The organism is Niastella soli (genome assembly GCF_017742245.1).
Lineage (GTDB): Bacteria > Bacteroidota > Bacteroidia > Chitinophagales > Chitinophagaceae > Niastella > Niastella soli.
On sequence record NZ_JAGHKO010000004.1, the window covers coordinates 233,312 to 259,773 of the forward strand.

Consider the following 26,462-nt stretch of genomic DNA (forward strand, 5'->3'; position numbering starts at 1 on the left):
AGCTCTAAAAGGTGCTTAGGGGTTAAACAAGCTTCAAATATGCTCGTTTTTAGCATATTAATAACAAATGTTAAATTTTATTGATCCAGGTCAATTATACAATTAAAAATAGGCGGGCGGGAACCGCTATTTAAAAAATGATTTGCCGTCTAAACAGGCAATCCGGTGCGGGAAAATATGCACCATTTGCAGATCGTGACCCGTAATTATTGATATTCAATTAACTTTGTACCGTACAAAACACCAGTCGTGAAGAACCTGATTAATGCCGTCATAAACTTTTTTTATCCTTTGTTTCGCCCTTTCATGCCTTTACAAACCTTTAGGTATGCAGCCTGCGGTGGGGGAAATACATTGCTCGATATTTCACTTTTCTATATCAGCTTTCATTTTTTATTTAAGGAACAAATGGTCCATACACCTATTGTAACCCTTAGGCCATATGTGGCCGCCTTCCTCGTTTCGTTCTCCATAACTTTTCCCTTGGGTTTTTATATGAGCCGCACCATTGTTTTTCCGGGTTCCACGTTGCGTGGACGCATTCAGCTGTTGCGCTATTTTATGATGGTATTGATTTGTCTGGGGCTGAACTATATTTTTATAAAGCTGTTTGTTGAACAATGCCATTTATATCCTACCGTAGCTAAGATATTGACCACATTTATTGTAGTGGCATTTAGTTTTATTACCCAGAAAAATTTCACCTTCAAGGTAGAAACGCCTGAAGAAGAAGCGTTGCTGGAAGCAGAAACAATAGTAGAAGCGGAAGCATTGGAAGAAGAAAGAAGTACAGTGGGCAATAGGCAATAGGCAATGGGCAATGGATAGAATTCAAACAATCTTTTGTTTCAATAGAAGATCCCCGGTCATTACTGACTGGGGATTTTTGTGAATGGTGAGTTGTCAGTTGTGAGTGGGCAATTGCCTTCCTCTATCAACTGGTCAACTGGTCAACTCGCCCTTACTTAGGCTGCGTCATACTAAACCAATTCCCACACCCATCGGTAATAATGGCCTCAATACCATAAAACTGTTCCTTAGGTTCCCCCTTGAATTGAACGCCCTTGGCTTTTAACTCTTCATAGGTAGCGCGGCAATCGGGCGTATAAAATGCACCAGCACCCATTACTCCTTTATCGAGCAACAATTTCAGGGCATTGCGTACTTCCTCATCATATCCGTTCATCGTACTGGTGGCCGGAAATAAAATAACTTCCAATTCGGGTTGCTCGGGTGGGGTAACGGTCAACCACCTGAAACCATTATCCATGGTAGCATCTGTATGAACTTTGAACCCCAGTTTATTTACATAAAAATCATAGGCTTTCTCCTGATCGCTAACAAAAAAACTGGCATGTGATAATTTCGTGATCATATGTTATTAGTTTTGAACAAAGCTATTGATCAGGTCAACAAGTGTCTTATTGATTATTGCTTTTTCCTTCGCCCGCCGAAGCGCAGTGGCGGAGAAGGCCGCCCGTTTGCCGTCTGCCGTTTGCCGTTTGCCGTCTGCCCTCCTTTTATTTAGTGATCCAATTCGTGTTTTCACGAAATACAGTGAAAAAAGAGTCGCAACATTTTTATTAGTCCATTGGCTGCCAGGTTGTTAACCAATTGGCATTTCGTTGGTTATTATTATAGCAAACCTATATGATATGAAAAGTTATGGTTCGCTCACCGATGCGCTGTCTGACCTCAGAACAAGAGGTTACCATGCTGATTTTGCTACGGAAACAGTATGCCTTTATTGTGGTGACCTTGACCTTCGACTGGATCCCGAAGATTTTCACGTAGATGAAATACACCGGTTTGAAGGCAATTGCAAACCGGAAGACAATACCGTACTGTATGCCATTACCTCTTCAACAGGCGTAAAAGGAACCCTGGTAGATCCGTATGGCGCGCGTGGTGGCGATTCGGGTTGTGAATTAGGCAACACCAACCTGCTTACCATGTTAGAAGGCGCCCGAAACTGGAATCAAACAGCCAAACAATTATAGTCACTACAAAAACAAACGCTATGTTACCAACAGGCACACCTGCACCCGATTTTGAATTACATTCTACCCCCGACCAGCTTTTAAAATTAAGCGAGCTGAGAAACAAAAAGGTGATCCTTGCATTTTATCCCGCAGACTGGAGCCCAGTTTGCGACGACCAAATGACATTGTACAATGAAATGGGTAAATATTTTGCCAAACACAATGCGCAGTTAATAGGGATTTCGGTTGATAGCAAATGGTGTCACCTGGCGTTTAGCGAAGACCACAAATTTCATTTCCCCCTGCTGGCCGATTTTGAACCAAAAGGTGAGGTAGCAAAATTGTATGGGGTATTTAATGAAAAAACAGGTGAGTGCCAACGTGCCTTGTATGTGATAGATGAAGAAGGGATCATTCGCTGGAGTTATTTGTCGCCCGTTGGGATAAACCCCGGCGCCGATGGCATTTTGAATGCACTGGAAGAATTAGATAACGTAAAATCAACAAACTAATGACACAGCTAAGAACACCCGTAAACAGCAACGATCATATTTTTGGAAATGAGAACGCCCCGCTTGAATTGGTAAAATATGGCGATTATGAGTGCCCGTATTGCGGCCGTGCATATCCCATTGTAAAAGATATTATTCAGCAATTGGGCGACAATTTAAAATTCGTGTTCCGGAATTTTCCGCTTTCAAACGTACACCCACATGCCGTATCGGCTGCCGTAGCCACAGAAGCAGCCGCTTTACAGGGCAAGTTTTGGGAAATGCACGATATTATTTTTGAGAACCAAAAGACATTGGAAGTGGAGCACCTGTTTCTTTTTGCCCATAAGATAGGGCTTGACCTGGAACGCTTCAAAAACGATATTCAGGACCAGGCGTTGACCGATAAAGTAGAAAAAGATTTTTATGGTGGACTTAGAAGCGGTGTAAACAAAACCCCCACATTTTTTATTAACGGCGAGAAATATGAAGGCGACTGGAGCGGCACGCATTTACTGGAGTATTTGCAAAACGTATTGACCAAAGTATCAGCGTAAACAACTACTTCTCCAACTGGTACCCTTCAATAAAACAATGGGGAATAAACTTTTTAGGTTGTTCCTTTAGCTGTTGTTGTTTTAGCCAGGCCATGTTGCGGTAATAAGTGGGTGCAAATCCAATTTCTTTTTTAAAAAGCATACTAAACGAACTGATGCTTTCAAACCCAACCTCATTGCACACTTCGGTAATGGTGAGGTTTTCTCCGTTTAACAGGTCCCTGGCTTTGTCGATCCTTTTTTGTGTGAGGTATTGATGCGGGGTGATCTTATACACCTTAGTGAACAGGCGGTGAAAATGAAACATTGACAAACATGCTTTCCCGGCAATTTTGTCAAGGTCAATCGCCTCCCGAAAATTATCATCAATATAAACTTTGGCAGTAACAATGCGCTGGTATAAGTCGGAGGCGATGGGCATAATTAGTTTATTGAAACCTAATTTACGTCTTTTCGAAGCAACATGCGCTGCCTTCTGCCGTCTGCCGCGCTGAGGTGGGATTCTCCCGATGCATCGGGAGGCCGCGACAGGTAGCATATAAACACTGACTGACAGGGGTGTTTTTTTTGATTGACGTCGAATGAAACACATCCCCCCAACCTCCCACAAAGCGGGACTGGCTCTCCCACAAGAGGGGATTTTAATAAACAAGCTTAAATCAAACGACATTGTCTGCCGTTTGCCGTCTGCCTTCTGCCGTTTGCCGTTTGCCGTCTGCCTTCTGCTCTCGGCTGAGCCGAGACCGTCTGCCTTCTGCCGTTTGCTCTCGGCTGAGCCGAGACCGTCTGCCGTCTGCCGTCTGCCTTCTGCCGCGCTGAGGTGTATTACCCATTGCCCATTGCCCATTCCCCATCACTACCCATTGCCTTCTTCCTTAACATGCTTCCTTAAATTCTTCGGCCGGTACTGATACATTTCACGAAAGCGGTGCAACACACTTTCATCAATGGCCTGACGGCTGTCGTCGTGCAAGGTGATAGAACGCCATCTGGGTAACCAAAACCAAAAAGCCGGAGCATAAGAATTACGCAGTTCTCCCCAGGGATTGCCTTTTATGGTTTGGAATTCTTTATCGTCGTAACACAGTCCAATGTTGTTGGCCTGCATCCCCAGCCATTTCAACGCCAGATCACTTAACCCGGTATCGGCATAACCGCCACCGATGTTTTTATGTACACCGGCAAACCAGCGCTGCTCAACCTGCTGCGGATGGTGCGGATTGTTTTTAACCGTATCGCTCAGCTCCCACAAAGCAGGAGAAAACATTTTTCTTCTTTCATCGATGGCCAATGCCTGAAAGGCGTTTTCGACAGAACTACTCAGGGTAACATCGTGAAACTGGTATTTTTTCATATTCCAGACACGGTACCAGGGCAGGGGAATACCCAGACTGCCCACTGTATCCCATACGCCAATAAATTTTATAGGCGTTACATCTTCACGGGCATATTGTTTTCTGAAACCTGTCATCATATCAGATTCGGGTGAGGTATACTCATCACGCATGCGGTACAGGTCGTAGGCTTTATCAACCAGACCAAGGTAATCCGGTTTCAGAATACCACAATTACGGATCAGTCCGCCAATACTGCGAGCCGTATAGGCGCCGCGACTAAAACCAAACAGATAAATTTCATCACCTGGTTCGTAGTTGGTGATCAGGAAAGTGTAAATGTCTTTTATGTTCTTATCAATACCAGCGCCTGTAATGCCACCCAATAAATTGGCTTTCCAGGAGTAACCGGTACCGATACCTTTATCATAAAATTTGAGTTGTGGAGTGGGCACTTTTGTTGAATTGTCATACGGGCATATGCATTGATACATTTTTTCAACGTTGGTTTCCACCCGTTGACCACGATCAATATTGCCCGGTTTATTCCAGGTCCCATCGCTGCAGGTTATAAGACGCTTCATGGCAAATACAATTAGAACTCCTTCCTTCCTGAAGGAAGTCTGATTTCAGGTAAAATGTAAAAGATGGTTATTATAAAATTAGGTAGGGTAGGAGTAAACAGGCAACCGGGAATTACTGATCTTTTCAGGGTAGTTGTACGGAATTATAAACCAGTAATAGCATGCGTTCAATGGCAGGCGTTAACAAAGAGGTTCCAAGTTATAAACTATTTTTTATTCATTGTATATTTCTGTAATTGATAATGATCAAGAAGAAGGGCAATGGGGAATGGGCAATGGATTCTTGAACTTCGAGACTCATATCGTGAATCGGCAGACGGTCTCGGCTCAGCCGAGAGCAAACGGCAGACGGCAGACGGCAAACGGTCTCGGCTCAGCCGAGAGCAAACGGCAGACGGCAAACGGCAAACCTCTATCGTTTATATCATCTTGTAAACCTGATCAGCTGTACTGATCAACTCCCCAAACTACTTAACACCCCCGCTCCAAAACCAATTCCCTTCTTCGGTAAAAAACCATTTGCCATTGCCATTCACTGTTTCGCCCTGCATGGTAAAACCATCATAGGCCAGTTGAATGCCGGCATTCACCATATTGGTTATTTTGTATACTTTACCCGGACCAGCCCGCAGGTTCAACCGGGTAAGGGTAGTAACTTTGCCAAACTTTTCGGTTTTGCTGATCTGTCCGTTCACCACCTGAGCACTGCCATTCACCAATGCGATCAGTTTATCCATATCCACCTTAAGACCCGGACAGTTCTTTAAAGAATAAATTTCATGATGTCCTATAATATGCAGGCGATCAGCGGGAATGCTCCAACGCTGACATATGCCTCGTATTAGTTCAGCACTGGTGGCATACATAGCATCAGTCCATTCACTGCTTTCATTGCCTTCATGTTCCACCCCAATAGTATAGTAGTTGGGATTGATGAACATCCCATCCGTTGTCTTTTTGATCAGGGGCCAGGTAGGGTCATGAATGCGGCCGGCATGCCAGGCAGTTTCGGTTTCATCGACATATTGATGTACCTCGCCATTCTTACCAATACCATAATGGCTCGATACCTGCGACAACGGGCTCATGAACCAGCTATCGGTACCTTTCAGTGTGCCATCCATAATATGAATAACAATGGCTTCGGGACGGTAAGTCCTTCTTCCCTGTGTAAAGTTGGGACTTGCTACTGATGTGATGTTCATATATTCGTTTTAACCCTGTGCAGGCGTGTTCAAGGCTTCATCCACCACTTTCTCCGTCAGGGCTTCAGAAGCAGTTCCTTTGTTTTCTGTGATCTTTAATGCAGCATACGTAGCCGAACTTAATCCAAGCAGGATCAAATTATTGTCGCCGATAATTGGAATTATAAAATCGGTTGAATGCAGCAGACAGTTGGCCAGGTTAGGATCGCCTTTGGCAAAATCATTGATACAAAAGCCGGGATCTCCCAGGTTACCCAGCACCGATGCAATAAACCAGATGCCAAAAATGGCGTTAAATAAAACTGCCTGGAACCGTTGGATGCTGACCCCGTTTTGATCGGATAGAATATCCAGGATAAAATTGGTGGTCTTTATGTCCTGATGCCGGAAGATCAACGCATTCTGCTGATCACCCAGATCAATGACACGGGCCACGGCCGTAGTACCGGCGCTGATACCCAGTAACACCAGGGTTGAATAATGCAGGTTAGGCGCATGACCGGTTTGAATGATAACGGTGGTAAATACCGTAAGAATGATCAGCGACCACCAGGCCAGTTGAACCCGCGACCAGCTGTAAGGACGGGGATTGACTTTGCTCAGGTCGCGCAACATGTTGAATTTTCGATCGCACACGACTACACAGGCAGTTAGAATGGCAAATAGGGCCCAGAACTGAAAAAGCATAAGGAGTTATTTTTAAGGGACATTGATTTGACAATCCCTTTACTTCCAAAGGGAATGCCGGATTTCAAAAACCAAGAGTTTCTACTTACGGTTTAATCGTTCAAATTGAAGAATACCGGTATAAAGGGCTTTATCAGCGCTTAACCGGCGGGTATAGAGGGAATGAGGGCGTGAAGATATATAGACATTCATTAATAAAAAAAGGAAGTAATACGTGATGTTTTGGTAAAAATACTGGGTGGCCAGTTGACCGGTTGATCAGTTGACGAGAGGAAAGAGCGTTAACGGGTTGATAAGGATTCCGTTCCAGCGGTTTGCTGAAATGGTAGTCTTATTCTGTTCTTATTCCAGTCAGATTCACTCCAGATATACTAAAACAGGCCATTTACCTATTCAGAATGCCACTGAAATGCCACTGGAATGCCACTGAAACCCCATATTCAGTGGCATTCTTATGCAATATTAGTGCGATTCCGATGCAATTTTGGACGGGTATGTGGCTATATCTGATATATGACACTAGAATTAATCGTGCATCTGGCATGAGTATAACCAGGACTATGACAGGCCTCTACAAGCGCTTGTTAGGTTCAATTGGGTTAAAAAGCGGCATCCAGATAGCCAAAATTGCCTTATTTGTGCTATCAATCAACAAATTAATGACAGCTTCTGACACTAACCTGACATTTTTTCACCTCGCCAGCCCGCGGCATAATCATTGATAACCATAAGAGAACATTAAATTCAGCATATATGGGAAAGATAATAGGAATTGACCTCGGTACCACAAACAGCTGCGTGGCAGTAATGGAAGGTAATGAACCCGTGGTAATTGCCAATGACGAGGGTCGCCGTACAACCCCGTCAGTAGTGGCTTTTTTAAAGAACGGCGAAAGAAAAGTAGGCGATCCGGCAAAACGCCAGGCAATCACCAACCCACACAACACCATCATGAGCGTTAAGCGTTTCATGGGTCGCAGGTTTGACGAGGTGACAGAAGAGATCAGCCATTGGAGCTATAAAGTTACAAAAGGTGACAATAATACGGTACGTATTGACATAGACGGCCGCTTATATACACCCCAGGAAATTTCAGCCATGATCCTTCAAAAAATGAAGAAGACCGCTGAAGACTACCTGGGTCAGGAAGTAAATGAAGCCGTAATTACAGTTCCGGCTTATTTTAACGACGCACAACGTCAGGCTACCAAAGAAGCCGGTGAAATTGCCGGTTTAAATGTACGCCGTATCGTGAACGAGCCTACGGCTGCTGCCCTGGCTTACGGTCTCGATAAAGGAAGACACGATCAAAAGATCGCCGTATTTGACCTTGGTGGTGGTACATTCGATATTTCTGTACTGGAACTGGGCGATGGTGTTTTCGAAGTAAAATCAACCAATGGTGATACCCACCTGGGTGGTGACGACTTCGATAAAGTGATCATGGACTGGTTAGCCGGAGAATTCAAAAATGACGAAAATGTTGATCTGCGCAAAGACCCTATGGCCTTACAGCGTTTGAAAGAAGCGGCTGAAAAAGCCAAAGTGGAATTGTCTTCTTCAACTGAAACAGAGATCAACCTCCCATACATTACAGCTATTGACGGCGTGCCCAAACACCTGGTTAAAAAATTGACCCGTGCCAAATTTGAGCAGTTAGCCGATAAATTATTCGAACGCTGTTTGAAACCTTGCGAACAGGCACTGAAAGATGCCGGTTTATCTACTTCAGCAATCGATGAAGTGATCCTCGTAGGTGGTAGTACCCGTATTCCTAAAGTACAGGAAATTGTAGAAAAATTCTTTGGCAAGAAACCCAACAAGAGCGTGAACCCCGATGAGGTGGTAGCCGTTGGTGCTGCTATTCAGGGTGCGGTATTGACCGGTGAAGTAAAAGACGTACTGTTGCTCGACGTTACACCGCTGAGCCTCGGTATTGAAACACTGGGTAATGCAATGACCCCGCTGATCACTGCCAATACAACCATTCCGACCAAAAAGTCTGAAATATTCTCAACAGCCAGCGATAACCAGCCCGGTGTTGAAATTCATGTACTGCAAGGCGAACGTCCTTTGGCCAATCAGAACAAAAGCCTCGGTCGCTTCCAGTTAACAGATATTCCACCTGCGCCACGTGGTGTACCTAAGATCGAAGTTATTTTCGACATCGATGCCAATGGTATCCTGCATGTAACCGCAAAAGACCAGGGCACTGGTAAAGAACAAAAGATCCGGATTGAAGCCGGTAGCGGTTTAAGCAAAGAGGAAATTGAAAAAATGAAAGCCGAAGCAAAGGCCAATGAGACCAGCGACAAGGCTGCCCGCGAAAAGATCGATAAAATTAACCAGGCCGACAGTTTGATTTTCCAAACAGAAAAACAACTGAAAGAATATGGTGATAAGATCCCGGCCGATAAAAAAGCGCCTATTGAAACTGCGCTGAACAAATTGAAAGAAGCGCACAAATCACAGGATATTGAGGCCATTGATGCCGCTTCAACTGAAATGAACAACGCCTGGACAGCAGCCAGCGAAGAGTTGTACAAAGCCACACAAGGCCAACAAGCTGGTGGCGAGCAACCCGGAGCCGGTGGTAACCAACAACAAGGCGGCAACCAGGGTGGCGGCGAAAACGTGACCGACGCCGAGTTTGAAGAAGTGAAATAAGGGACGAGGATTATATAAAAGACGACAATCCCCCGATCCGCCAGCTGGCGGACGGGGGATTTTAATTTACCCTTTAGCACAAGCATCCGCTTACACCAGGGAGGGGTGACCTGTAAGGCCCGCCATCGGATCTTAAACTTTCAGCAGGCTTATGCGGTCTGACAGGTCATCCTTTTAGTTCTACAATAGTAGCGCAAGCGTCCGCTTGTGCCTGATTATTGTAAGGGAAATTTTCTTTCATTTTTAAAGGGCTGTTTATATCTTGTGGCTCAACAAAAACCATCCATGAAAACTACTTCTTTCCTGGTTCTGGCATTAAGTGCCTTAACTATTTCATCCTGCAAAAAAGACAAACCAGCTCTCAACGAATTCAAATTATCCAAAATTTCTAAGTATACGCACAGCAATCCACCATACAGGTCATATAATGAGATCTATGAGTTTAACTATGATGGCCTTAATCGGGTAACCGAGATAACCTATTCAGAGGAAGATTCCATAAACCAACAATGGATAACACAAAACTCTGGAATTCAGAAGTTCTTTTATAATGGAGCAGCGCAACAGCCCTATAAATCTACTTACGAACGGAAAAATTCTAACAGCAGGGAGACTTATTATTTTTATGATAACAGCAACAGGCTGATAGCTGATTCTACCTATAGTAGCAATAACTATTCCCTACGTAAATACAACTGGGTAGACGATAAATTGTTGACTTATGGCGGCCCGGCCAATAAGCTTACAGACTCATGCATCCTGTTAAACAACAATATATCCATGCAATTCTATCATGACTATCTTCTGGGACATGTTCAAATTTCTTTTTGGTATGACGCCTACATTAATCCATTATATACCTTAAATATCCGCTCCGCGATGCCAATATCTGTACTTGAAGGATTCCTTTCACCTGGCTACAGTAAAAACAATGTTATCGGGGCATCATACACTAATACTATAGACAACAGCTCGGCTTCTAAATTCGAGATCAATATTACCAATATATATCAATACAATAGCGTGGGCCTGCCGGTTGAATGTCAAACGGGCTCAGGCAACAATTACGCCCTTATAAAATATTATTATACCAACTGACAAAAAAAAAAAGTTCCCCGCGCAATAATGCCGGGGGGGGTGTATTTTCAGGCAGGGTTAAGCGAATTAACTTTCATTTGTTAAACCAGATTTATATCTTGTGGCCAGTCAAAAACGCTAATCCCTGTTATATTACCTATATTAGGACCTGGCTTATGCTATAAAACGAGGTCAACCTTAATAATATGAATAAAAATTACCGCCCTGGTGCTATTGGCGCCCTACTGGATGAATACGAGCGCGCCATTGATGACTTAAAAGCGGTGATCGCCAACATCAACGATACTTTGTTGACCAAAATCATTGATCCTGATACAGCTGATGAGAATTGCCGGTCCATTCAAACCATTTTATCGCATGTAGTGCATTCCGGATATGGGTATGCTACCAGTATTCATAATTTAAAAGATCATAACTTAACCCGTCGCGCAAAAAGCTTTCATCCCACAGTACAGGAATACCTCATTGACCTGACCAAAGTTTTTTCATTCACTGAAAAAGTGCTCAGTGAATTCAAAGATGATGAGTTGGAACAATTCGACACCGCATTAAAAATAAAGGCTGGCTGGGGCCAGGTATATGATATAGAACAAATGATGGAACATGCCATTGTGCATATACTCAGACACAGACGCCAGCTTGAAAAATTTATATACAAGGCAACGAACCCTCTTTAAAATTGATCAACCAAACCAAAAACTGAATCCCCTTTATGAAATCGAGCTTGACCATGCGTTACCTGGCATTTATGCTATGCATTTCCCTTGTATTTTCATGCACCCCACAAAAAGACGATCCTGGCACAGACCCTGGGCCAGGTACTGGTACTGATACGGTGGTACTTGACCCAAACGGTACAAAACTGGCAAAGGTGATTGTATTTACTTATACCCAACCCAAACAGTATATTGAGGTTTTTGAATATCACTACGACAACCTCAACCGCATTACTGAGATCACGTATGCTAAAGGAGATTCTGTAAACGGAAAAATTGAAGCCCCTAATTCAATAGCTAAGAAGTTCCTTTATAATGGCAATGAACAGCTGCCCTACAGGAGCACAGGCTCCGTTCCAACAGATGTCACTGAAGACATATATCATTTCTACGATAATAACGGCAGGTCAGTAACCGATTCTATGCCGGCTAGCCATTGCAACTGTTACACTACCAAAAAACGCCAATGGCTCAGCGATAAAACTATTGCCCAAACTGTCACTTATGATAGCAGACTTGGTTTTCTTATTTCTGTCAATGACACCAGCCTGATCAGCAACAATAATATAAGCACGCAGACAAAATGGGACAATACAAATGGCCAGACCGCTTTTTACAGAACGTACGACAATAAAACAAACCCATTAAACAAGCTGAATGTTCAGGCGGCCATCAGCTTTATGATAACGGGCGGTGTACCTACACCAGCCATCAATAAAAACAATATCACCGACTATACCTATGGCATTATTCAAACAACAGGCTTAAACGCCGGCACCTTCCTTAAAAGGGGCGCCATCACGTATACCTACAGTTACAACAATGCAGGCATGCCAATTGAATGTGAGTTTAGCGAAACAGGTTCAACCCCGGGTAAAATAAAATTCTACTACACCAAATAAAAGATAAATAAAAAGCCCCCGACGAGTTATGTTGTCGGGGGACTTTTCGCAACGATTATGAGAACAGCTAAAACCGCAATTGCCAGGTAATCCTATTTTTGATTTGCATTTTTACCTCACGCGTACTGTTTGCTTAGCTGACATTTCCTATTCCTGCCGCGCAGCGGTATATGCCATTAAAACATCAAATGATCTCCATCTTCTCCATCAGGAACGACGCATTCTTATTCTTGGCCACACCGCGTTGCAAGGTGTAATCAAATAATAACTCCCCATTGCGAATTGTGCTTTCAAAACAATAATTACTCACCTGTCCTGGCAGTTCATCTTCCAAACGGCTCAACGCAAGGTCGTGCGTGGCAAAAAGCGTTAAACACCGGTACCGCACCAGCTTTTTTATGAACTGTTCGGAACCATGGGTCTTGTCCTCCGAATTGGTGCCGCGTAAAATCTCATCGATCAGGATCAATACCGGAACGGTTTGTTGTTGCAGAAAATGAATGATCTGTTGCAACCGTTTTAATTCAGCCATAAAGTAGGACGTATGTTCCTGTAAACTATCACTCACCCTGATGGAACCACGAATGACCATAGGTGTAAAAGCAAAAGAAGCCGCACATACGGGCGCACCACATTGTGCCAGGATGAGATTAATGCCCAGCGTACGTAAAAAGGTGGTCTTGCCCGACATATTTGACCCCGTTACCAGCACCAGTTTTTCCTGAACGCCGAAAGAACAATCATTGGCAACACGCCCTTCGGCAGGGATGAGGGGATGCGCCAGTTGAGTGGCGCTTAGCGCAAGCGTCTCAGTATTTATTGTTGCATACTTATAATCAGGATTATTAAAAGCAAAAGTGGCCAGGGAGTTGAGGCATTCGATCATTCCCACAGAATGGATCCATTCGTTAAACCCGTCTTTATGCTGGTGTTTCCAATCTTCCAGGGCCCACAAACACTGGATATCGTACATAAAAAAGCTGTTCAGCACTATATTTACAAACAGGTTCAACCGCTGATCGAACATGGCCGATAACCGCGACAGCTTTTTTACCGACTGGTGCGCTTCTACAGCCTGTGTCTTTTCTTTTTTTAACAGCACCGAACTACCGGTTTCCACTTTAGCGAAATGGGACAGGATGGTGGCATACTGATTCAGGATGGCTTCCTTTTTTCCCAGCAGGGTATGTTGTTGCTGTATACGTTTTGCGTAAGTGCCTATGATGCTCCAGTTGATAAAAACAATCGGGATAAGAAATGCATAGTTCCCGGTATACAACCAACCAATGAGAAATACAGTACTGTACAAAGGCGTGAGGAATCGCAGCACCTTGATGAAACGATTGCCGTATATAATATGCGGCTGTTGTAACCAGCTGCCAATATCATTCAGGTTGCCTTCTTTCTCCTCATTCAATAATCCATGGGCCGTTAATAACTGCCCTAATTCCCGTTGTGTACTTAATGTTTGAACAGCCTGCTGTTGCGAAGTGATAGCGGCTGCATCCAGCAGGGGATCTGCCAGCTGCCTGGCCAGCAGCTGGGTGCCATGCCAGGTGGTAGTACGGTTCAATAAAAGATATAAAGAACCGGGACCAAAAACATCCAGGTCACCAGCAATACTGCCGTATGAAAGAAAGGAATTGCCATCGCCAAACTGGTTGGGTTTATTTTGCAACACATTCAACTCATTGGTATTAATGAACACCAACTTTTCAAGTAAGGCCTTGCGATCGTTCAAACGCCAGGCAATCCGCACGAGAACTGCAAAACCAATAGCCAGTAACACCGTGGCGATCATCCAGGCGGAATTATGAACACTGATCCATTTATAAACGCCCCAGGCAAAACCGGCAAAACAAGCCATACGCAACGCCGCTACCGCCGTTACAGACGGTTTTAACCGCTCCAATGCATTTGTATAGTGCTGCACTTTCTCTTCGTAAAAAGCAAGAGTTGACGCCATAATCGCTATATATTATTAAATTTTCAAAATGCAAGATAGCTTAAATCGGCAATTCGCCTACGCCCCTCCTTCGCCAAGCCCCACCTATCATTCAACATACCGGACCCAAAAGCCCTGTAATTGGTAACCTGAAACCAGCAACCGATAACTTGATGAATATTCACAATACATGACGCACAGGTGTAAGGGTAGTGCCCTGAATACCACTAAAATACCCACCTGCTTCACTTGTATTTAACTGTTATAATTGTAACTTTAGTAGCGTTAAACGGCTCAGCAATGGAATTCAAAATCTTATCCCATGCCGGTTTATTAGTAAAAAATAAATCGGGCAAATCATTGATATGCGACCCCTGGTTAGTTGGCAGCAGTTACTGGCGTTCGTGGTGGAATTATCCGCCGGTTAGTAAAGAGCTGATCAACTCCCTGCAACCCGATTTCATTTACCTCACCCATATTCACTGGGACCACTTTCACGGCGATTCATTAAAAAAGTTCAGACCCAATATTCCCATCATAGTTCCCAAGGGTAATTACACCCGGATGAAAGACGATCTGTTTTATCTGGGCTACAATAATATCATTGAATTAAAACATGGCGAACGGCTTCAGATCGACGACCACTTCAGTATTACCTCATACCAGTTTTGGATGTTCCTCGACAGCGCCCTGCTGATTGAATGTGATGGAGTAAAATTGCTCAATCTGAACGATAGCAAACATATGGGTCTTACCCTGAAACAAATAGTTCGCAAACACCAACCTATAGATTTTGTTTTTAGAAGTCATAGCTCGGCCAATGAGCGCCTGTCGTACGAAATAGTTGATGAACCCGGCGCCCCCGTTGATGACCTGGAACGGTATATAAAGGAATTTGCACAAACGGCCAGGGCCACCCGGGCCAAATATGCCATCCCATTTGCCAGCAACCATTGTCATTTACATAAAGATTCCTTTCATTTTAACCAATACATACAACATCCTTTGCTGGTGGAAGATTATTTTAAACAACATCAGATCCAATCGCCCCAGGTAAAAGTAATGGTATCGGGCGATAGCTGGTCTTCTGCTTCCGGTTTTACCATCAGCGATAAAGACTGGTTTACCAACCGTACTACCTTACTGGCCGATTATTTACAGCAACAATCTGAAAGCCTGGAAAAATTCTATCTACAGGAAAACCGGGCTGAGATAGATAAACAGGTGGTAGTAGAATATTTTGAAAAGTTTAGTGCTACGCTGCCATTCTTTGTAAGGCGGTACTTCAAAAATGTGCATTTTACTTATGTGCTTTCAGCGGGCAATACCACCAAATACATTTATCATATAAATATAAATCAGGGCAGGGTAGTGGAGTTACCGCCTGATACGCCATTAGACCACACCAATTACCCGATACAAATACACACTACTGCATTTATTTTTTTGCGGGGGATAGAATTTAAAATATTCTCACACATGTGTATCGGTAAGCGGGTGTTTTACAAGGTAACTGCCAAACAAAAAAAATATATGGAGGCGCTGAACCTGGTCTTCAACGCCTATGAATATGACCTGTTGCCCATCCGCCGATTGTTTACCTGGCGATCAGTAGAATCGTGGTCAATGAGATGGCGGGAGGTTATATTATATATGCAGCTGGCTAAAGACAAGCTTGTTTATGGGAAACTGGATATTGATAAATACTTGAAATAGTTATTAGGTTATTAGGTTCTTTAAATTTATACTTCAAAACAAATTTCATTATCCTGATAAATTTTAACTCAAAAACCTAATAACCTAATAACTTATAAACTATGCCTTCTTTAAAACAACCTGCACCGTTTGTGGTGTCTGTTGCAATAATTCTACTGTATTACCAGAAATCATTTTTTGTAAGATGGCTTCATTGTAATGGCGGATGGTAAGCAGGGTAAGTCCTTTTTCAACCTGCACATCAAAAAAGTCAGAAGCGGCAAGGGCCAGCTTTTCTATCTTTTCTGTATGATTATCCAAACAAACCTGAATGGTGACCGCCCCGGTTTGCATGAGGTTGGGTTTTATTTTGGTATCGGCCAGTAACTGGTACAGATCAGCTACCGGTTTTTCCCCTACAAAGGAAAAATCTTTTGAATGTAAGTGTATCAGTGCCTGGTTTTGTTTCAGCACAACAATGGGAGGTAGCCCTTTTAGTGTTTTATTATGAATAACGGTCCCGGCAAGGTCTTTATCGAGAAAACATTTTACATACAGGGGAATGCCTTTATTCTGCAGGGGCTTGATGGTCTTGGGGTGAATCACCTGCGCACCATAATAAGCCATTTCAATCACTTCATCATAATTCAGTTCACGCAGCAACTGTGCATCGCTAAACGCTTTGGGGTCGGCACTCATAACGCCTTCCACATCTTTCCAGATGTATTGACCGGCGGCATTCAGCAAATTCGCAAAAACAGCAGCGGTATAATCACTGCCCTCACGTCCCAGGGTAGTACTTTCATTTTCATCGGTTGACCCAATAAAACCCTGGGTAACGATCACTTTGTATTCTTTCAGCAAAGGCACAATCACATTCTCCACTTTCTCGCGGGTATAATTCCAGTCAATATTGGCATCGCGGAAATTATCGTCGGTACGAATGATGTCCCGAACGTCGGTCCAGTGATTTGCAAAACCGATTTCGTTAAGGTAGGCGCTTACTATTACGGTCGACAATAACTCTCCAATGCAAACGACCTGGTCGTAATAATAATCGAATCCCTGCACCGGTTTATCGTGCAACAGCCATTCTACTTCCGTAAAAAAATTAATAAGTTGATCCAACGCCTCATTGTAGGTTTTCACCAGCAGGTATTTGGCCGTGGTAAGGTGGCTTTGCTTGATGGCATCGAACAACTGTAATGCTTCCTCCTTTTTACCTGCATAAAATGATTCTACTACTTTTTCCAGGGCATTGGTGGTTTTACCCATGGCCGAAATAACGATCAGCAATTCCTCACCCTGGTATGATTTTAATATATGTCCTACCTGCTGAATTCTTTCCGTACTGTTAACACTGGCGCCGCCGAATTTAAATACCTGCATGCTTGTATAATTAGGTAACTGATTGATAAGATTGCAAATGTAGTGAAAGTAAGAGATAGAAGCAGGAGGTAGGAGGTAGGAAATAGGAAGTACGAAGTAGGGGATAGGAAGTATGAAATAGGAGGTAAGAAGTACGAAGTAAGTAGTAACAAATAAGAAGTAGGACATATTAAGCGGAAAAGGGGCGGAAACTAAAAAATTCAGGTTCTTCCTACTTCCTACCTCTTACTTCTTACTTCTGTTTTCCCTACCTTCGCCAGCTAACAACTGTTAACCAAACAACAGAGCCAATATGACCACTATTAACAGAAATGTATTAACCCTTGATGAGTTTACGATTCAGCAATTACGAGATTTTCCCCATGCCACCGGTGAGCTGAGCGGACTGTTACGCGATATTGGCCTGGCAGCCAAGCGGGTAAATGTAGAAGTGAACAAAGCCGGTCTGGTAGATATTCTGGGTGATGAGGGCTCTATAAATGTACAGGGCGAAGATGTAAAAAAACTGGATGTATTTGCCAATAACCAGTTTACCGGAGTATTGCAACATGGTATCAGCTGCGCCGGTATTGCCAGTGAAGAACTGGATGATTATGTAGCCTTTAATGATGCAATAAGCAAGAATTCAAAATACGTTTGTCTGTTCGATCCTTTGGATGGGAGTGGTAATATCGACGTGAATGTGTCTATTGGCACCATTTTTACCGTTTATCGCCGCGTTAGTGAAAAAGGTACTATTGCTACCGCAGCAGATTTTCTGCAACCTGGCAGAAATCAGGTGGCCGCCGGGTATATAATATATGGCAGCTCTACCATGCTGGTGTATGCTACCCGTCGGGGGGTAAATGGTTTTACGCTTGATCCCTCTATTGGTGAATTCTGTTTAAGCCATCCCAATATCAAATGTCCTGAGTTCGGAAAGATCTACTCTGTGAACCATGGTAATTTCTTCCAGTACGATCAGGCAGTTCAGAAATACATTAACATTTGCCAGAAAAAGAATAAGGATACCGGTGGCCCGTATACGCAACGATATATTGGCAGCATGGTAGCTGATGTACACCGCAACCTGATCAAAGGCGGTATATTCATGTATCCGGGCACTATTGATAAACCCAAGGGCAAACTGCGTTTGCTGTATGAGTGCAATCCGTTTGCATTTATTGCAGAAGTGGCCGGAGGCCGGGCTACCAATGGAAAGGACAGGATACTGGATGTACAACCAACCGAACTGCACCAGCGCAGTCCGATGTTTATTGGCAGCCGTGGGATGATGGATGAACTGGATGAATGTCTTGGTTTAAAGGCCAAAGCCTAAAACTTTATAAACTATATAATTAAATGCCTAAAGCAGTAACCCTGTTTTAGGCTTTTTGCTTTGGGCTGTTCTTGAGTGAAACGGCAGACGGCAGACGGCAGACGGCAAACGGCAGACGGCAAACGGCAAACGGCAAACGGCAAACGGCAAACGGCAAACGGCAAACGGCAGACGGCAAACGGCAAACGGCAAACGGCAAACGGCAAACGGCAAACAGCAAACGGCAAACGGCAAACGGCAAACGGCAAACAGCAAACAGCAAACGGCAAACGGCAAACGTGACTCGCGACTATTTAGACTAATAACTATCTTGCGCCGCCAAAATTCACTGCCCACTGCCTTATTAACGGGAGGCACTCCGACGCGTCGGAGCGCCATTTTAGCCTGCGGCTGTATTCCGCCGCGCTGAAGTGTATTCCTCTCTGCCTTCTGCCGTCTGCCTTTTGCCTTTTCCGCGCTGAGGTGCATTCTTCTCTGCCCTTCTGCCTTTTCCGCGCTGAAGTGTATTCCTCTCTGCCTTCTGCCGTCTGCCTTTTGCCTTTTCTGCGCTGAGGTGTATTCTTCTCTGCCTTCTGCCTTTTCCGCGCTGAGGTGTATTCCTCTCTGCCTTCTGCCGTCTGCCTTTTGCCTTTTCCGCGCTGAGGTGTATTCCCTATTGCCCATTGCCTATTGCCCATTGCCTATTGCCTATTGCCCTTTTAACTTTCCCCACGAAATTCTGGTATAGAATTCGCATTTCTGCTTCAAAGTAACTTCATGAAAAGGGATATGGTCAGACTCATCGGTTCTAATATAATTTTCATTAGTATTTTCTTAACAATAGCTGGCTGTAAATCATCAAGATCAACAACAACCAGCAACACCGCCTACAGCAGTGGAATGAATACCATTCCCAAAACCGCTCCCAAGGCCGGCAGTACAAAGCCAGCTGACGTTGCCCCGGAAAAGAAAGTGGTGGTAACGCCTACTACGCCGGTTGTGGAAGCCAACCCGGCGCCGGGAATGGAACGGGATATTCTCGGTCTGGTGAACGATTACCGCAAATCAAAAAAACTGCCCCCGCTGGAAAACAATGCCGCCATGGAATACCAGGCCCGCCGGCATAGTATGGATATGGGCACCCATCGCATCCCTTTTGGCCACCAGGGCTTTTCTTTTCGCATGAAATATGTGATGGAAAAAGTACCCGGCTCAAGCCAGGTAGGCGAAAATGTAGCTTATGGTAACCTGTCGGCCAGTGCCGTAGTGAACGGCTGGATCAAAAGTCCTGAACACCGTAAGAATATGGAAGGCAATTTCAAGTATACCGGAATAGGGGTTACGCGTAATATGCAGAACCAGTTATACTTTACACAACTCTTTGCTAAGTAACCTGTTTTTTAGTTTGTTAGTTATTGAGTTCTTTAGTTCAGATTATAAGATCCTAAACGAAAGCGAAGGATTGAAAATGATGAATGAAGAAAGGTCCGAATTTCGCGAACCAATTGCCGATTGCGGATTGCCGATTCACGACAAGTGGCTCCCCTGATATTATAAATCCGGTCTATCTGGAATCAAACTTTCGGGCTATCTTGTGGTCCAAATTCAGGAATAGTACATGAGCAAGGTGATCATTTCCGTAAAAGACCTCAAAAAAAATTATGGCAGTTTCGAGGCAGTAAAAGGCATCAGTTTCGAGGTGAATGAAGGGGAGATATTCGGTTTGCTCGGTCCCAATGGCGCCGGTAAATCAACCACCCTCGAGATCATTGAAACACTGCGCGAAAAAACCTCAGGTGAAGTATTGGTAAATGGATTCAACCTCGATAAAGAGCCCAATTCTATTAAACAGATCATTGGCGTTCAATTGCAAACCTCCGGTTTCTATCCCGGGTTGAACCTGGTTGAACTGATCGACCTGTTTGCCGGTTTGTACAACCGGAATGTAGATGCCCACGAGCTCTTGAAAATGGTGAACCTGGAAGACAAGGCCAAAAACAAATTCAAAGACATGAGCGGTGGTCAGAAACAACGTTTTTCCATTGCCACCACGCTCATCAACGACCCCAAGATCATTTTCCTGGATGAACCCACCACCGGGCTCGATCCGCAGGCCCGCCGCAATCTGTGGGACCTCATACAGTCGATCCGGGCAAAAGGCACTACTGTTATCATTACCACGCACTATATGGACGAAGCCGAGGTGCTATGCGATCGCATTGCCATCATCGATTCGGGAAAGATCATTGCCCTGGCTACCCCCGATAAACTGATCGACGACCTGGTAGCTACCGGTTTTGAACGGCCCAAAGAAGTGAAGAAAGCAAACCTGGAAGATGTATTTATTCATTTAACAGGACACGCCCTTAGGGAAGAAAAATAATTGCTGTTAACCGTGGCACGGTTACAGAAGCTCAAGCGAAGTAACTAGCGTTGTATTTATTTTCACATATTCAATTTTGCACATTCATATGGACTTACGTTATCCCATCGGTAAATATGAACCGCAACCATTTTCCGACAAACAAAAACGCGAATGGCTGCAGGATATTCAGTTCTTACCTGGTATGCTTGAAGCAGCCATTGAAAACCTGGATGAAAAACAACTGAACACCCCTTACCGGGAGGGTGGCTGGAATGCAAAACAGGTGGTGCACCATGTGGCCGATAGTCATATGAACGCCTATATCCGGTTCAAACTGGGGTTAACAGAAACCAATCCCGCCATAAAGCCTTACGAAGAAGCATTATGGGCCGAATTGAATGATGTAAAAGCAGTGCCCATCAATATTTCCATCACCTTGTTGTATGCCCTGCATACGCGCTGGCATTCCGCTTTATTGAACCTGCCGGCAGAAGCCTGGAACCGCACCGTATTCCATCCAGAGCATAAAAAGGAAATGACGCTGTATTACCTCCTGGGTATGTACTCCTGGCATGGCCGTCACCATGTGGCGCATATTACGTCGTTAAGAGAAAGAATGAAATGGTAAGTTATTAGTTCGTTAGTTTTTTAGTTTGTTAGTTCAGCGTTCTGAATCCGCGACACGCGCACCGTGGAGCATTGGGTTGTATTCCATTGCCAATCCATCCCGGCTCAGCCGGGACCGTTTGCCGACTCACGGCCCTGAGCGTAGCGAAGGACCGGGGTTGCCGTTTCACGTTTGACGTTTCACGTCTCACGATTGCAGGCCGATTAAAACAAGTATAATGAGAGACCTTAAGTGGAAGACTTTAAAATCAGAGTATTTATTTAAAGATATGTGGTTCACTGTGCGGAAGGATACCTGTGAGCGGCCCGATGGCAAACTGGTCACCCCGTACTATGTATATGAATTTCCTACCTGGGTAACTGCGGTAGCACTTACAGAAGATGGAAAGATCATTTTGGAAAGACAATACCGGCACGGGCTGGGAGAGACCCATCTTGAAATTCCCGGTGGTTGTGTAGATGATACCGATAAAAATTATGAAGATGCCATTGCCCGTGAGCTGTTGGAAGAAACCGGTTATGCCTTTACCCATTATGAATACCTGGGTAAAACAAGCGCCAACCCTTCTACCAACAACAACTGGATGCACATGTACCTGGTAACAGGTGGCAAAAAAGTAAAAGATCAGGAATTCGATGATAATGAAGATATCGAGATCCACCTGGTATCGATGGAGGAATTAAAACAACTTTTACGCGATAATCAGATCATTCAGAGCATGCATGTGACGGCATTGATGTATGCTTTGGCGAAGTTAGGAGAATTGAAATTTTAAGGTGCCGAAGCAGGAGGTAAGAAATAGGAAGTATGAAATTTTGATATAAGTGAAGGGCCAAAGCTGCTTACAACAACTTTGGCCCTTTATTATTTTGTATTCCTTATTAACGTGTCAACTCCGTCAACTCTATCAACTATACTTACTACCTCATATTTCAACTTCTCCCACTACAAACACACTTCCACACACAAGCACCATATCTTTCTTATCAGCTCTGTGCATAGCTTCCTTCACGGCAGTATTTACATCTACATAGGAATGACCCTTTAAACCAACAGCATGTGCCCGGGCAGCCAATTCGTTCTCCGGCAAGGCGCGGGGTATTTGTGCGCGGGTAAAATAATAAGTAGCCTCTTTGGGTAATAAAGTCAACACTTTTTCAATTTCCTTATCCTTTACCAATCCGATCACTATATGCAAATGCTGGTAATCGCTCAATTCTATCTGCGCGGTGATCTGTTTGATCCCATCTTCATTATGTCCTACATCGAGCACTACCACGGGATTGGCATGTATCACTTCCCACCGGCCATGCAAGCCGGTTAGTTTTTTCACCTGTCGTAAGGCTTGCTGCACCTGTTCTTCCGTTATTTTATACCCGGCCTTTTGTAAATGATAAATTACTTCCAGAACGGTAATACAGTTCTTGGTTTGATAATAGCCGGGCAGGTCCAGTTGATACGAATTGCGTACATCAGTACCGGAGGTAGCCACCTGCAGCATCAATTGATGATGGTCATATTTCCATTCGGCCACATACCGTTGTGTATCGGCAAAAACCAGCGGCGCATTCTTTTCAGCGGCCACCTGTTCAAAGACCTGTTTCGTTTCTTCGGCGGTTTCACCAATTATAACGGGAACTTCCGCTTTAATGATGCCCGCTTTTTCATAGGCAATAGCGCTCAGGGTATCGCCCAGCAGGTTCATATGGTCCCAGCCAATATTGGTAATTACTGACACTTCGGGAACAATGACATTGGTAGAATCGAGCCGGCCACCCAGTCCGGTCTCTATTACAGCTATATCAACTCCTTCACGAACAAAGTATTCAAAAGCCATGGCCACGGTGATCTCGAAGAACGAAGGTTCAATTTCATCAATAGCGGGTTGAATGCGTTCAACAAAATCTACTACAAAATCCTTGTCGATCATTTCACCATTGACCCGGAACCGCTCCCTGAAATCACGCAGGTGCGGCGAGGTATACAAGCCAGTTTTAAAACCTGCTGTTTGCAATACGGCCGCCAGCATATGGCTGGTTGACCCTTTACCATTGGTACCGGCAATATGGATGGATTTAAATTTTGTTTGCGGATTGCCTAAATATTCACAAAGCCGAAGGGTATTGGTAAGATCCTTTTTATAGGCAGCTGCGCCTATGCGGCTGAACATTGGCAGCCGCGTAAACAGATAGTTCGTCGCTTGCTCGTATGTCATCGGTATAATTAGGGCGACAAAGCTAAAAGAAAAGTCCGAAAGAAATTAATTGTACATTTCTTTCGGACTGTATATAGGTGGATCAGTAAGTCAATTCTAAGAATTCTGAGCAAATGTGCCCTTTCTAAGTATCGAAGATCACCCTCTCACTTTAAATTTAACCAGCACCGTGCCGGTTTGTTCTTCGGGGCCATTGGGATTGGCATTCAACTTAGAGCGGCGGACTATTTCAATGGCTTTCTCTTTAAAAAAGCTTTCTGAAGTAGTGGACCCTCTCGGCTGATAGCTGGCACCGATAACATCGCCACTCTGGTTTACCCGGATGTCAACGGCAACGGTCGCATTCTCATTAAACTCATCGGTATAAGTATATACTCTGGTAAAAGTGCGGCCCGATAAACCACTTTTAATAGCGATCCCTGAATTTCCCTTGCCACCACCGCTATAATTCTTTGAATCGGGATTGCCACCAGGTTGTCCCTGGTCGCCACGGCCGCCGGCTATTCCTTCGCTACCGCCTTTTTTGTAGGTATTGGCTTCATTACCACCGGTACCATTGCCATTTACCCCTTTAAAAACCGCTTTCGGACGGGGGACGGGTGGCGTTGGGGTTTCAACAGGCTTCGGATTTTTTACCGGTTTGCTTTTCACCACTTCCTTTTCAGGCACTTTAGTGGCTTCAGGTTTTACAATAGGCGGCTTTTTAATTTCCGGAGCGTCTGCATCCTTATCGTCGGTCTCGATATCTTTCACGTCTTCTTTAGCGGGTTCGGCCGCCTTTGGCGGTACATAAGTTTCCTGCTGACTGGCAGGAGCTGGTTCACCCGGTTCAAAAGGCTGATCATTACCCATGCCTATATCGCTGTTTCCCAGGTTCACTTCCAGCCCTTCTTCAATTGGAGGTTCAGGCAAGGGCGGCATGCCCCACTTTACAAAAAAGAAAATACAAAGCATAAGCCCAACCACCAGCGCAGTATAGCTGCCAGCCTGTATATTTTTCTTTGATTCAGATTCCTGTATTTGGTTTGGCGTCATGTTCTTGAATTAGCACTAAGATAACCAATGTTTACTTCTTATTGCAACTATAATGCTAAATGAACAGGAAATGCATATTGATGTTGTGTAATACTCCAACTTTAACAGTATTTTTTGCCGCACTGAGCTGTATTGTTACAACGCTTGATCTGCTTTTGCCTCGTCAACTGGTCAACTGATCAACGTTCACTTAAACCACACGTCGTAGGCAAACCGAATAATGGTAGCGCATACAACGACCAGAAAGAAGATCCTGATAAAAGCATTACCGCGTAGAATAGCCAGACGGGCACCTATCCAGCCACCAAGGGCATTACAGGCCGCCATCGGCAGGGCAATGGCAAAAATGATCTTGCCACTCAGCATAAAAAAGGTGATGGACCCCAGGTTGGTGGCCAGGTTTACAAACTTGGCATGCGCACTTGCTTTTAAAAAATCAAACCCCATCAGTCCGATAAATGCAAGGATCAAAAAACTGCCGGCACCGGGGCCAATAAACCCATCATAAAAGCCGATGATCAAGCTGATAAGCAGAGAATAGATCACCTGTTGTTTATTAGAATGGTCCTTTTCAAGATGATCGCCAAACTTTTTATTGGTAAAGGTATAAATGGCTACAATGATCAACATGCACAACAGCAATGGCTTCATAAAACTGTTGTTAACGTGTGTAAGCAACGTTGACCCGGCAAAAGCGGCGCAAAATGCAGTAATGGCCATTAGTCCGATCAATAACCAGTTTACCGGTACCCGGCGTACGTATTGCGCAGTGGCAATGCTGGTGCCGCTAAATGAAGGGATCTTTAGGGTACCTAATACAGTAGCCAGGGGATACTGTGGTAACAACACTAATGCGGCTGGCGTTTGAATCAATCCACCACCACCGGCAATGGCATCGGTGAAACCAGCTAAAAAAGCAAAAACACAAAGGAGGATCAATTCTATATGCATGTTTATTTAGTGAATCGTGAATGGGCAATAGGCAATGGGAATAAAGCAAAGCTTTACGCTCCACGCGGTGCGTGTCGCGAGGAACGCTGAACTAAAGAACTAAAAACTATCTCTTCCCACCCAAAACTCCCATAAACCTGGTCCAGGGCCCAACAGCTTCTTCATATTGTTTAGCCATAACCCGGCTTAGCTGATGGATGTGCGTAAGATCGTGCACCACCCAGGCCGACAGCAAATGCCGTAAGGTTACGGTGCCCAATATGGGATGTATACCAGTTCGGTCAAGTGTTTCATTATTGATTTCAATGGTTTTTAGCACCGCCAGGTTCTCTTTTCGTAATACTTTAAACTCATCGAGCAACTGGCCCAATGTTTTCCCTTTCTTCACGGCATGATGTCCCTCCATATCAAATGGAACAAATTCCTTGCTTCCTTCGCCCATTATAACCTGCGTGCGAGGGATCCAATCCGTTTTTTCGCCATGTATTAAATGCGCTACAATATCAAAAGGCGTCCAGGTATCACCACCTTCATTGCTATATATCCATTCATCTGCCAGTCCGTACAACATAGCTTCTATCACTTGTGGTGTTCTTTCCAAAACAGGAAGTGCTTTTTCAATGTCAAACTGCATACTGGTTAAGTTTAGACTGCAAATGTAAGATAACCTGCCGAGTGGGTAATAACTAACGGTTGTTTTTAAAGCATCGGCAATAAAG

Annotated in this window: 27 protein-coding genes; 15 read left to right on the forward strand and 12 right to left on the reverse strand. The window is 44.3% G+C overall.

Annotated elements, in window-relative coordinates; all coding sequences use genetic code 11:
- Positions 1-249: 249 nt before the first annotated feature.
- Positions 250-810, forward strand: a complete 561-nt coding sequence (locus J7I42_RS15760) for a GtrA family protein (protein ID WP_209139790.1) — start codon at positions 250-252, stop codon at positions 808-810.
- A 151-nt stretch (positions 811-961) separates the two neighbouring features.
- Here the strand turns inward: J7I42_RS15760 and J7I42_RS15765 are convergent, their stop codons facing one another.
- Together J7I42_RS15765 and J7I42_RS15770 are read right to left on the reverse strand one after the other, a co-directional pair.
- The gene (locus tag J7I42_RS15765; protein WP_209139791.1) at positions 962-1,375 is read right to left on the reverse strand and encodes a VOC family protein; all 414 of its coding nucleotides are present in this window, start codon (positions 1,373-1,375) and stop codon (positions 962-964) included.
- A gap of 6 nt (positions 1,376-1,381) precedes the next feature.
- Positions 1,382-1,549, reverse strand: coding sequence for a hypothetical protein (locus J7I42_RS15770; protein WP_209139792.1), 168 nt, complete (start codon positions 1,547-1,549; stop codon positions 1,382-1,384).
- A gap of 106 nt (positions 1,550-1,655) precedes the next feature.
- Here J7I42_RS15770 and J7I42_RS15775 point away from each other — a divergent pair, with 106 nt between their 5' ends.
- From J7I42_RS15775 to J7I42_RS15785, 3 genes are read left to right on the forward strand one after another with little or no spacing between them, the layout of a single operon-like run.
- Complete coding sequence (locus tag J7I42_RS15775; RefSeq protein ID WP_209139793.1) at positions 1,656-2,000, forward strand: hypothetical protein; 345 nt, start codon at positions 1,656-1,658, stop codon at positions 1,998-2,000.
- Positions 2,001-2,020: 20 nt separating this feature from the next.
- Entirely contained in the window at positions 2,021-2,494 is a 474-nt protein-coding gene (locus J7I42_RS15780) for a redoxin domain-containing protein (protein ID WP_209139794.1), read from the forward strand.
- Complete coding sequence (locus tag J7I42_RS15785) at positions 2,494-3,030, forward strand: DsbA family protein (protein ID WP_209139795.1); 537 nt, start codon at positions 2,494-2,496, stop codon at positions 3,028-3,030. Before J7I42_RS15780 ends, J7I42_RS15785 begins: the two co-directional genes overlap by 1 nt.
- A 4-nt stretch (positions 3,031-3,034) precedes the next feature.
- Here the strand turns inward: J7I42_RS15785 and J7I42_RS15790 are convergent, their stop codons facing one another.
- The 4 genes from J7I42_RS15790 to J7I42_RS15805 all read right to left on the reverse strand — a co-directional run bounded on the left by J7I42_RS15790 (position 3,035) and on the right by J7I42_RS15805 (position 6,840).
- A complete protein-coding gene (locus tag J7I42_RS15790; protein WP_209139796.1) occupies positions 3,035-3,451 on the reverse strand; it encodes a helix-turn-helix domain-containing protein in 417 nt (138 codons plus the stop codon).
- 435 nt (positions 3,452-3,886) lie between these two features.
- On the reverse strand, positions 3,887-4,948 hold the full coding sequence (locus J7I42_RS15795; RefSeq protein WP_209139797.1) for a DUF2235 domain-containing protein: 1,062 nt from the start codon (positions 4,946-4,948) through the stop codon (positions 3,887-3,889).
- Positions 4,949-5,415: 467 nt separating this feature from the next.
- Entirely contained in the window at positions 5,416-6,153 is a 738-nt protein-coding gene (locus J7I42_RS15800) for an N-acetylmuramoyl-L-alanine amidase (RefSeq protein ID WP_209139798.1), read from the reverse strand.
- Positions 6,154-6,162: 9 nt separating this feature from the next.
- Positions 6,163-6,840, reverse strand: coding sequence for a hypothetical protein (locus J7I42_RS15805; protein ID WP_209139799.1), 678 nt, complete (start codon positions 6,838-6,840; stop codon positions 6,163-6,165).
- Positions 6,841-7,593: 753 nt separating this feature from the next.
- Here J7I42_RS15805 and dnaK point away from each other — a divergent pair.
- The 4 genes from dnaK to J7I42_RS15825 all read left to right on the forward strand — a co-directional run bounded on the left by dnaK (position 7,594) and on the right by J7I42_RS15825 (position 12,223).
- Positions 7,594-9,507, forward strand: coding sequence for a molecular chaperone DnaK (gene dnaK / locus J7I42_RS15810; RefSeq protein ID WP_209139800.1), 1,914 nt, complete (start codon positions 7,594-7,596; stop codon positions 9,505-9,507).
- 285 nt (positions 9,508-9,792) lie between these two features.
- Positions 9,793-10,605 (forward strand): hypothetical protein, encoded by an 813-nt coding sequence (locus tag J7I42_RS15815; RefSeq protein ID WP_209139801.1) that lies wholly within the window; start codon positions 9,793-9,795, stop codon positions 10,603-10,605.
- Between the two features lie 185 nt (positions 10,606-10,790).
- The gene (locus J7I42_RS15820; protein ID WP_209139802.1) at positions 10,791-11,282 is read left to right on the forward strand and encodes a DinB family protein; all 492 of its coding nucleotides are present in this window, start codon (positions 10,791-10,793) and stop codon (positions 11,280-11,282) included.
- A gap of 35 nt (positions 11,283-11,317) precedes the next feature.
- The gene (locus tag J7I42_RS15825; RefSeq protein WP_209139803.1) at positions 11,318-12,223 is read left to right on the forward strand and encodes a hypothetical protein; all 906 of its coding nucleotides are present in this window, start codon (positions 11,318-11,320) and stop codon (positions 12,221-12,223) included.
- Positions 12,224-12,407: 184 nt separating this feature from the next.
- Here J7I42_RS15825 and J7I42_RS15830 read toward each other — a convergent pair whose 3' ends face one another.
- Positions 12,408-14,189, reverse strand: coding sequence for a MutS-related protein (locus tag J7I42_RS15830; protein WP_209139804.1), 1,782 nt, complete (start codon positions 14,187-14,189; stop codon positions 12,408-12,410).
- Between the two features lie 279 nt (positions 14,190-14,468).
- Between J7I42_RS15830 and J7I42_RS15835 the strand changes: the two genes are divergently transcribed.
- The gene (locus tag J7I42_RS15835; protein ID WP_209139805.1) at positions 14,469-15,884 is read left to right on the forward strand and encodes an MBL fold metallo-hydrolase; all 1,416 of its coding nucleotides are present in this window, start codon (positions 14,469-14,471) and stop codon (positions 15,882-15,884) included.
- Positions 15,885-15,983: 99 nt separating this feature from the next.
- Here the strand turns inward: J7I42_RS15835 and J7I42_RS15840 are convergent, their stop codons facing one another.
- Positions 15,984-17,252: an aspartate kinase gene (locus J7I42_RS15840; RefSeq protein ID WP_209139806.1), complete on the reverse strand. Its 1,269-nt coding sequence runs from the start codon at positions 17,250-17,252 to the stop codon at positions 15,984-15,986.
- 292 nt (positions 17,253-17,544) lie between these two features.
- Here J7I42_RS15840 and fbp point away from each other — a divergent pair, with 292 nt between their 5' ends.
- The 6 genes from fbp (at position 17,545) to J7I42_RS15870 (ending at position 22,317) form a co-directional block, all read left to right on the forward strand.
- Positions 17,545-18,570 carry a class 1 fructose-bisphosphatase gene (gene fbp / locus J7I42_RS15845; protein WP_209139807.1) on the forward strand — a complete coding sequence of 342 codons (1,026 nt, stop codon included), beginning with the start codon at positions 17,545-17,547 and terminating at the stop codon, positions 18,568-18,570.
- Between the two features lie 75 nt (positions 18,571-18,645).
- Positions 18,646-18,852: a hypothetical protein gene (locus J7I42_RS15850; RefSeq protein ID WP_209139808.1), complete on the forward strand. Its 207-nt coding sequence runs from the start codon at positions 18,646-18,648 to the stop codon at positions 18,850-18,852.
- Positions 18,853-19,326: 474 nt separating this feature from the next.
- Positions 19,327-19,941, forward strand: a complete 615-nt coding sequence (locus J7I42_RS15855; protein WP_209139809.1) for a CAP domain-containing protein — start codon at positions 19,327-19,329, stop codon at positions 19,939-19,941.
- A 226-nt stretch (positions 19,942-20,167) separates the two neighbouring features.
- On the forward strand, positions 20,168-20,932 hold the full coding sequence (locus tag J7I42_RS15860; RefSeq protein WP_209139810.1) for an ABC transporter ATP-binding protein: 765 nt from the start codon (positions 20,168-20,170) through the stop codon (positions 20,930-20,932).
- An 88-nt stretch (positions 20,933-21,020) separates the two neighbouring features.
- Positions 21,021-21,542 (forward strand): YfiT family bacillithiol transferase, encoded by a 522-nt coding sequence (locus tag J7I42_RS15865; protein ID WP_209139811.1) that lies wholly within the window; start codon positions 21,021-21,023, stop codon positions 21,540-21,542.
- 217 nt (positions 21,543-21,759) lie between these two features.
- A complete protein-coding gene (locus J7I42_RS15870; RefSeq protein WP_209139812.1) occupies positions 21,760-22,317 on the forward strand; it encodes an NUDIX hydrolase in 558 nt (185 codons plus the stop codon).
- 150 nt (positions 22,318-22,467) lie between these two features.
- Here the strand turns inward: J7I42_RS15870 and J7I42_RS15875 are convergent, their stop codons facing one another.
- The 4 genes from J7I42_RS15875 to J7I42_RS15890 all read right to left on the reverse strand — a co-directional run bounded on the left by J7I42_RS15875 (position 22,468) and on the right by J7I42_RS15890 (position 26,377).
- Positions 22,468-23,757 carry a bifunctional folylpolyglutamate synthase/dihydrofolate synthase gene (locus tag J7I42_RS15875; RefSeq protein ID WP_209139813.1) on the reverse strand — a complete coding sequence of 430 codons (1,290 nt, stop codon included), beginning with the start codon at positions 23,755-23,757 and terminating at the stop codon, positions 22,468-22,470.
- 138 nt (positions 23,758-23,895) lie between these two features.
- Positions 23,896-24,792, reverse strand: a complete 897-nt coding sequence (locus J7I42_RS15880; protein ID WP_209139814.1) for a hypothetical protein — start codon at positions 24,790-24,792, stop codon at positions 23,896-23,898.
- A 186-nt stretch (positions 24,793-24,978) separates the two neighbouring features.
- Positions 24,979-25,743, reverse strand: coding sequence for a sulfite exporter TauE/SafE family protein (locus tag J7I42_RS15885; RefSeq protein WP_209139815.1), 765 nt, complete (start codon positions 25,741-25,743; stop codon positions 24,979-24,981).
- A gap of 106 nt (positions 25,744-25,849) precedes the next feature.
- Positions 25,850-26,377: a DinB family protein gene (locus J7I42_RS15890; RefSeq protein ID WP_209139816.1), complete on the reverse strand. Its 528-nt coding sequence runs from the start codon at positions 26,375-26,377 to the stop codon at positions 25,850-25,852.
- Positions 26,378-26,462: the final 85 nt, after the last annotated feature.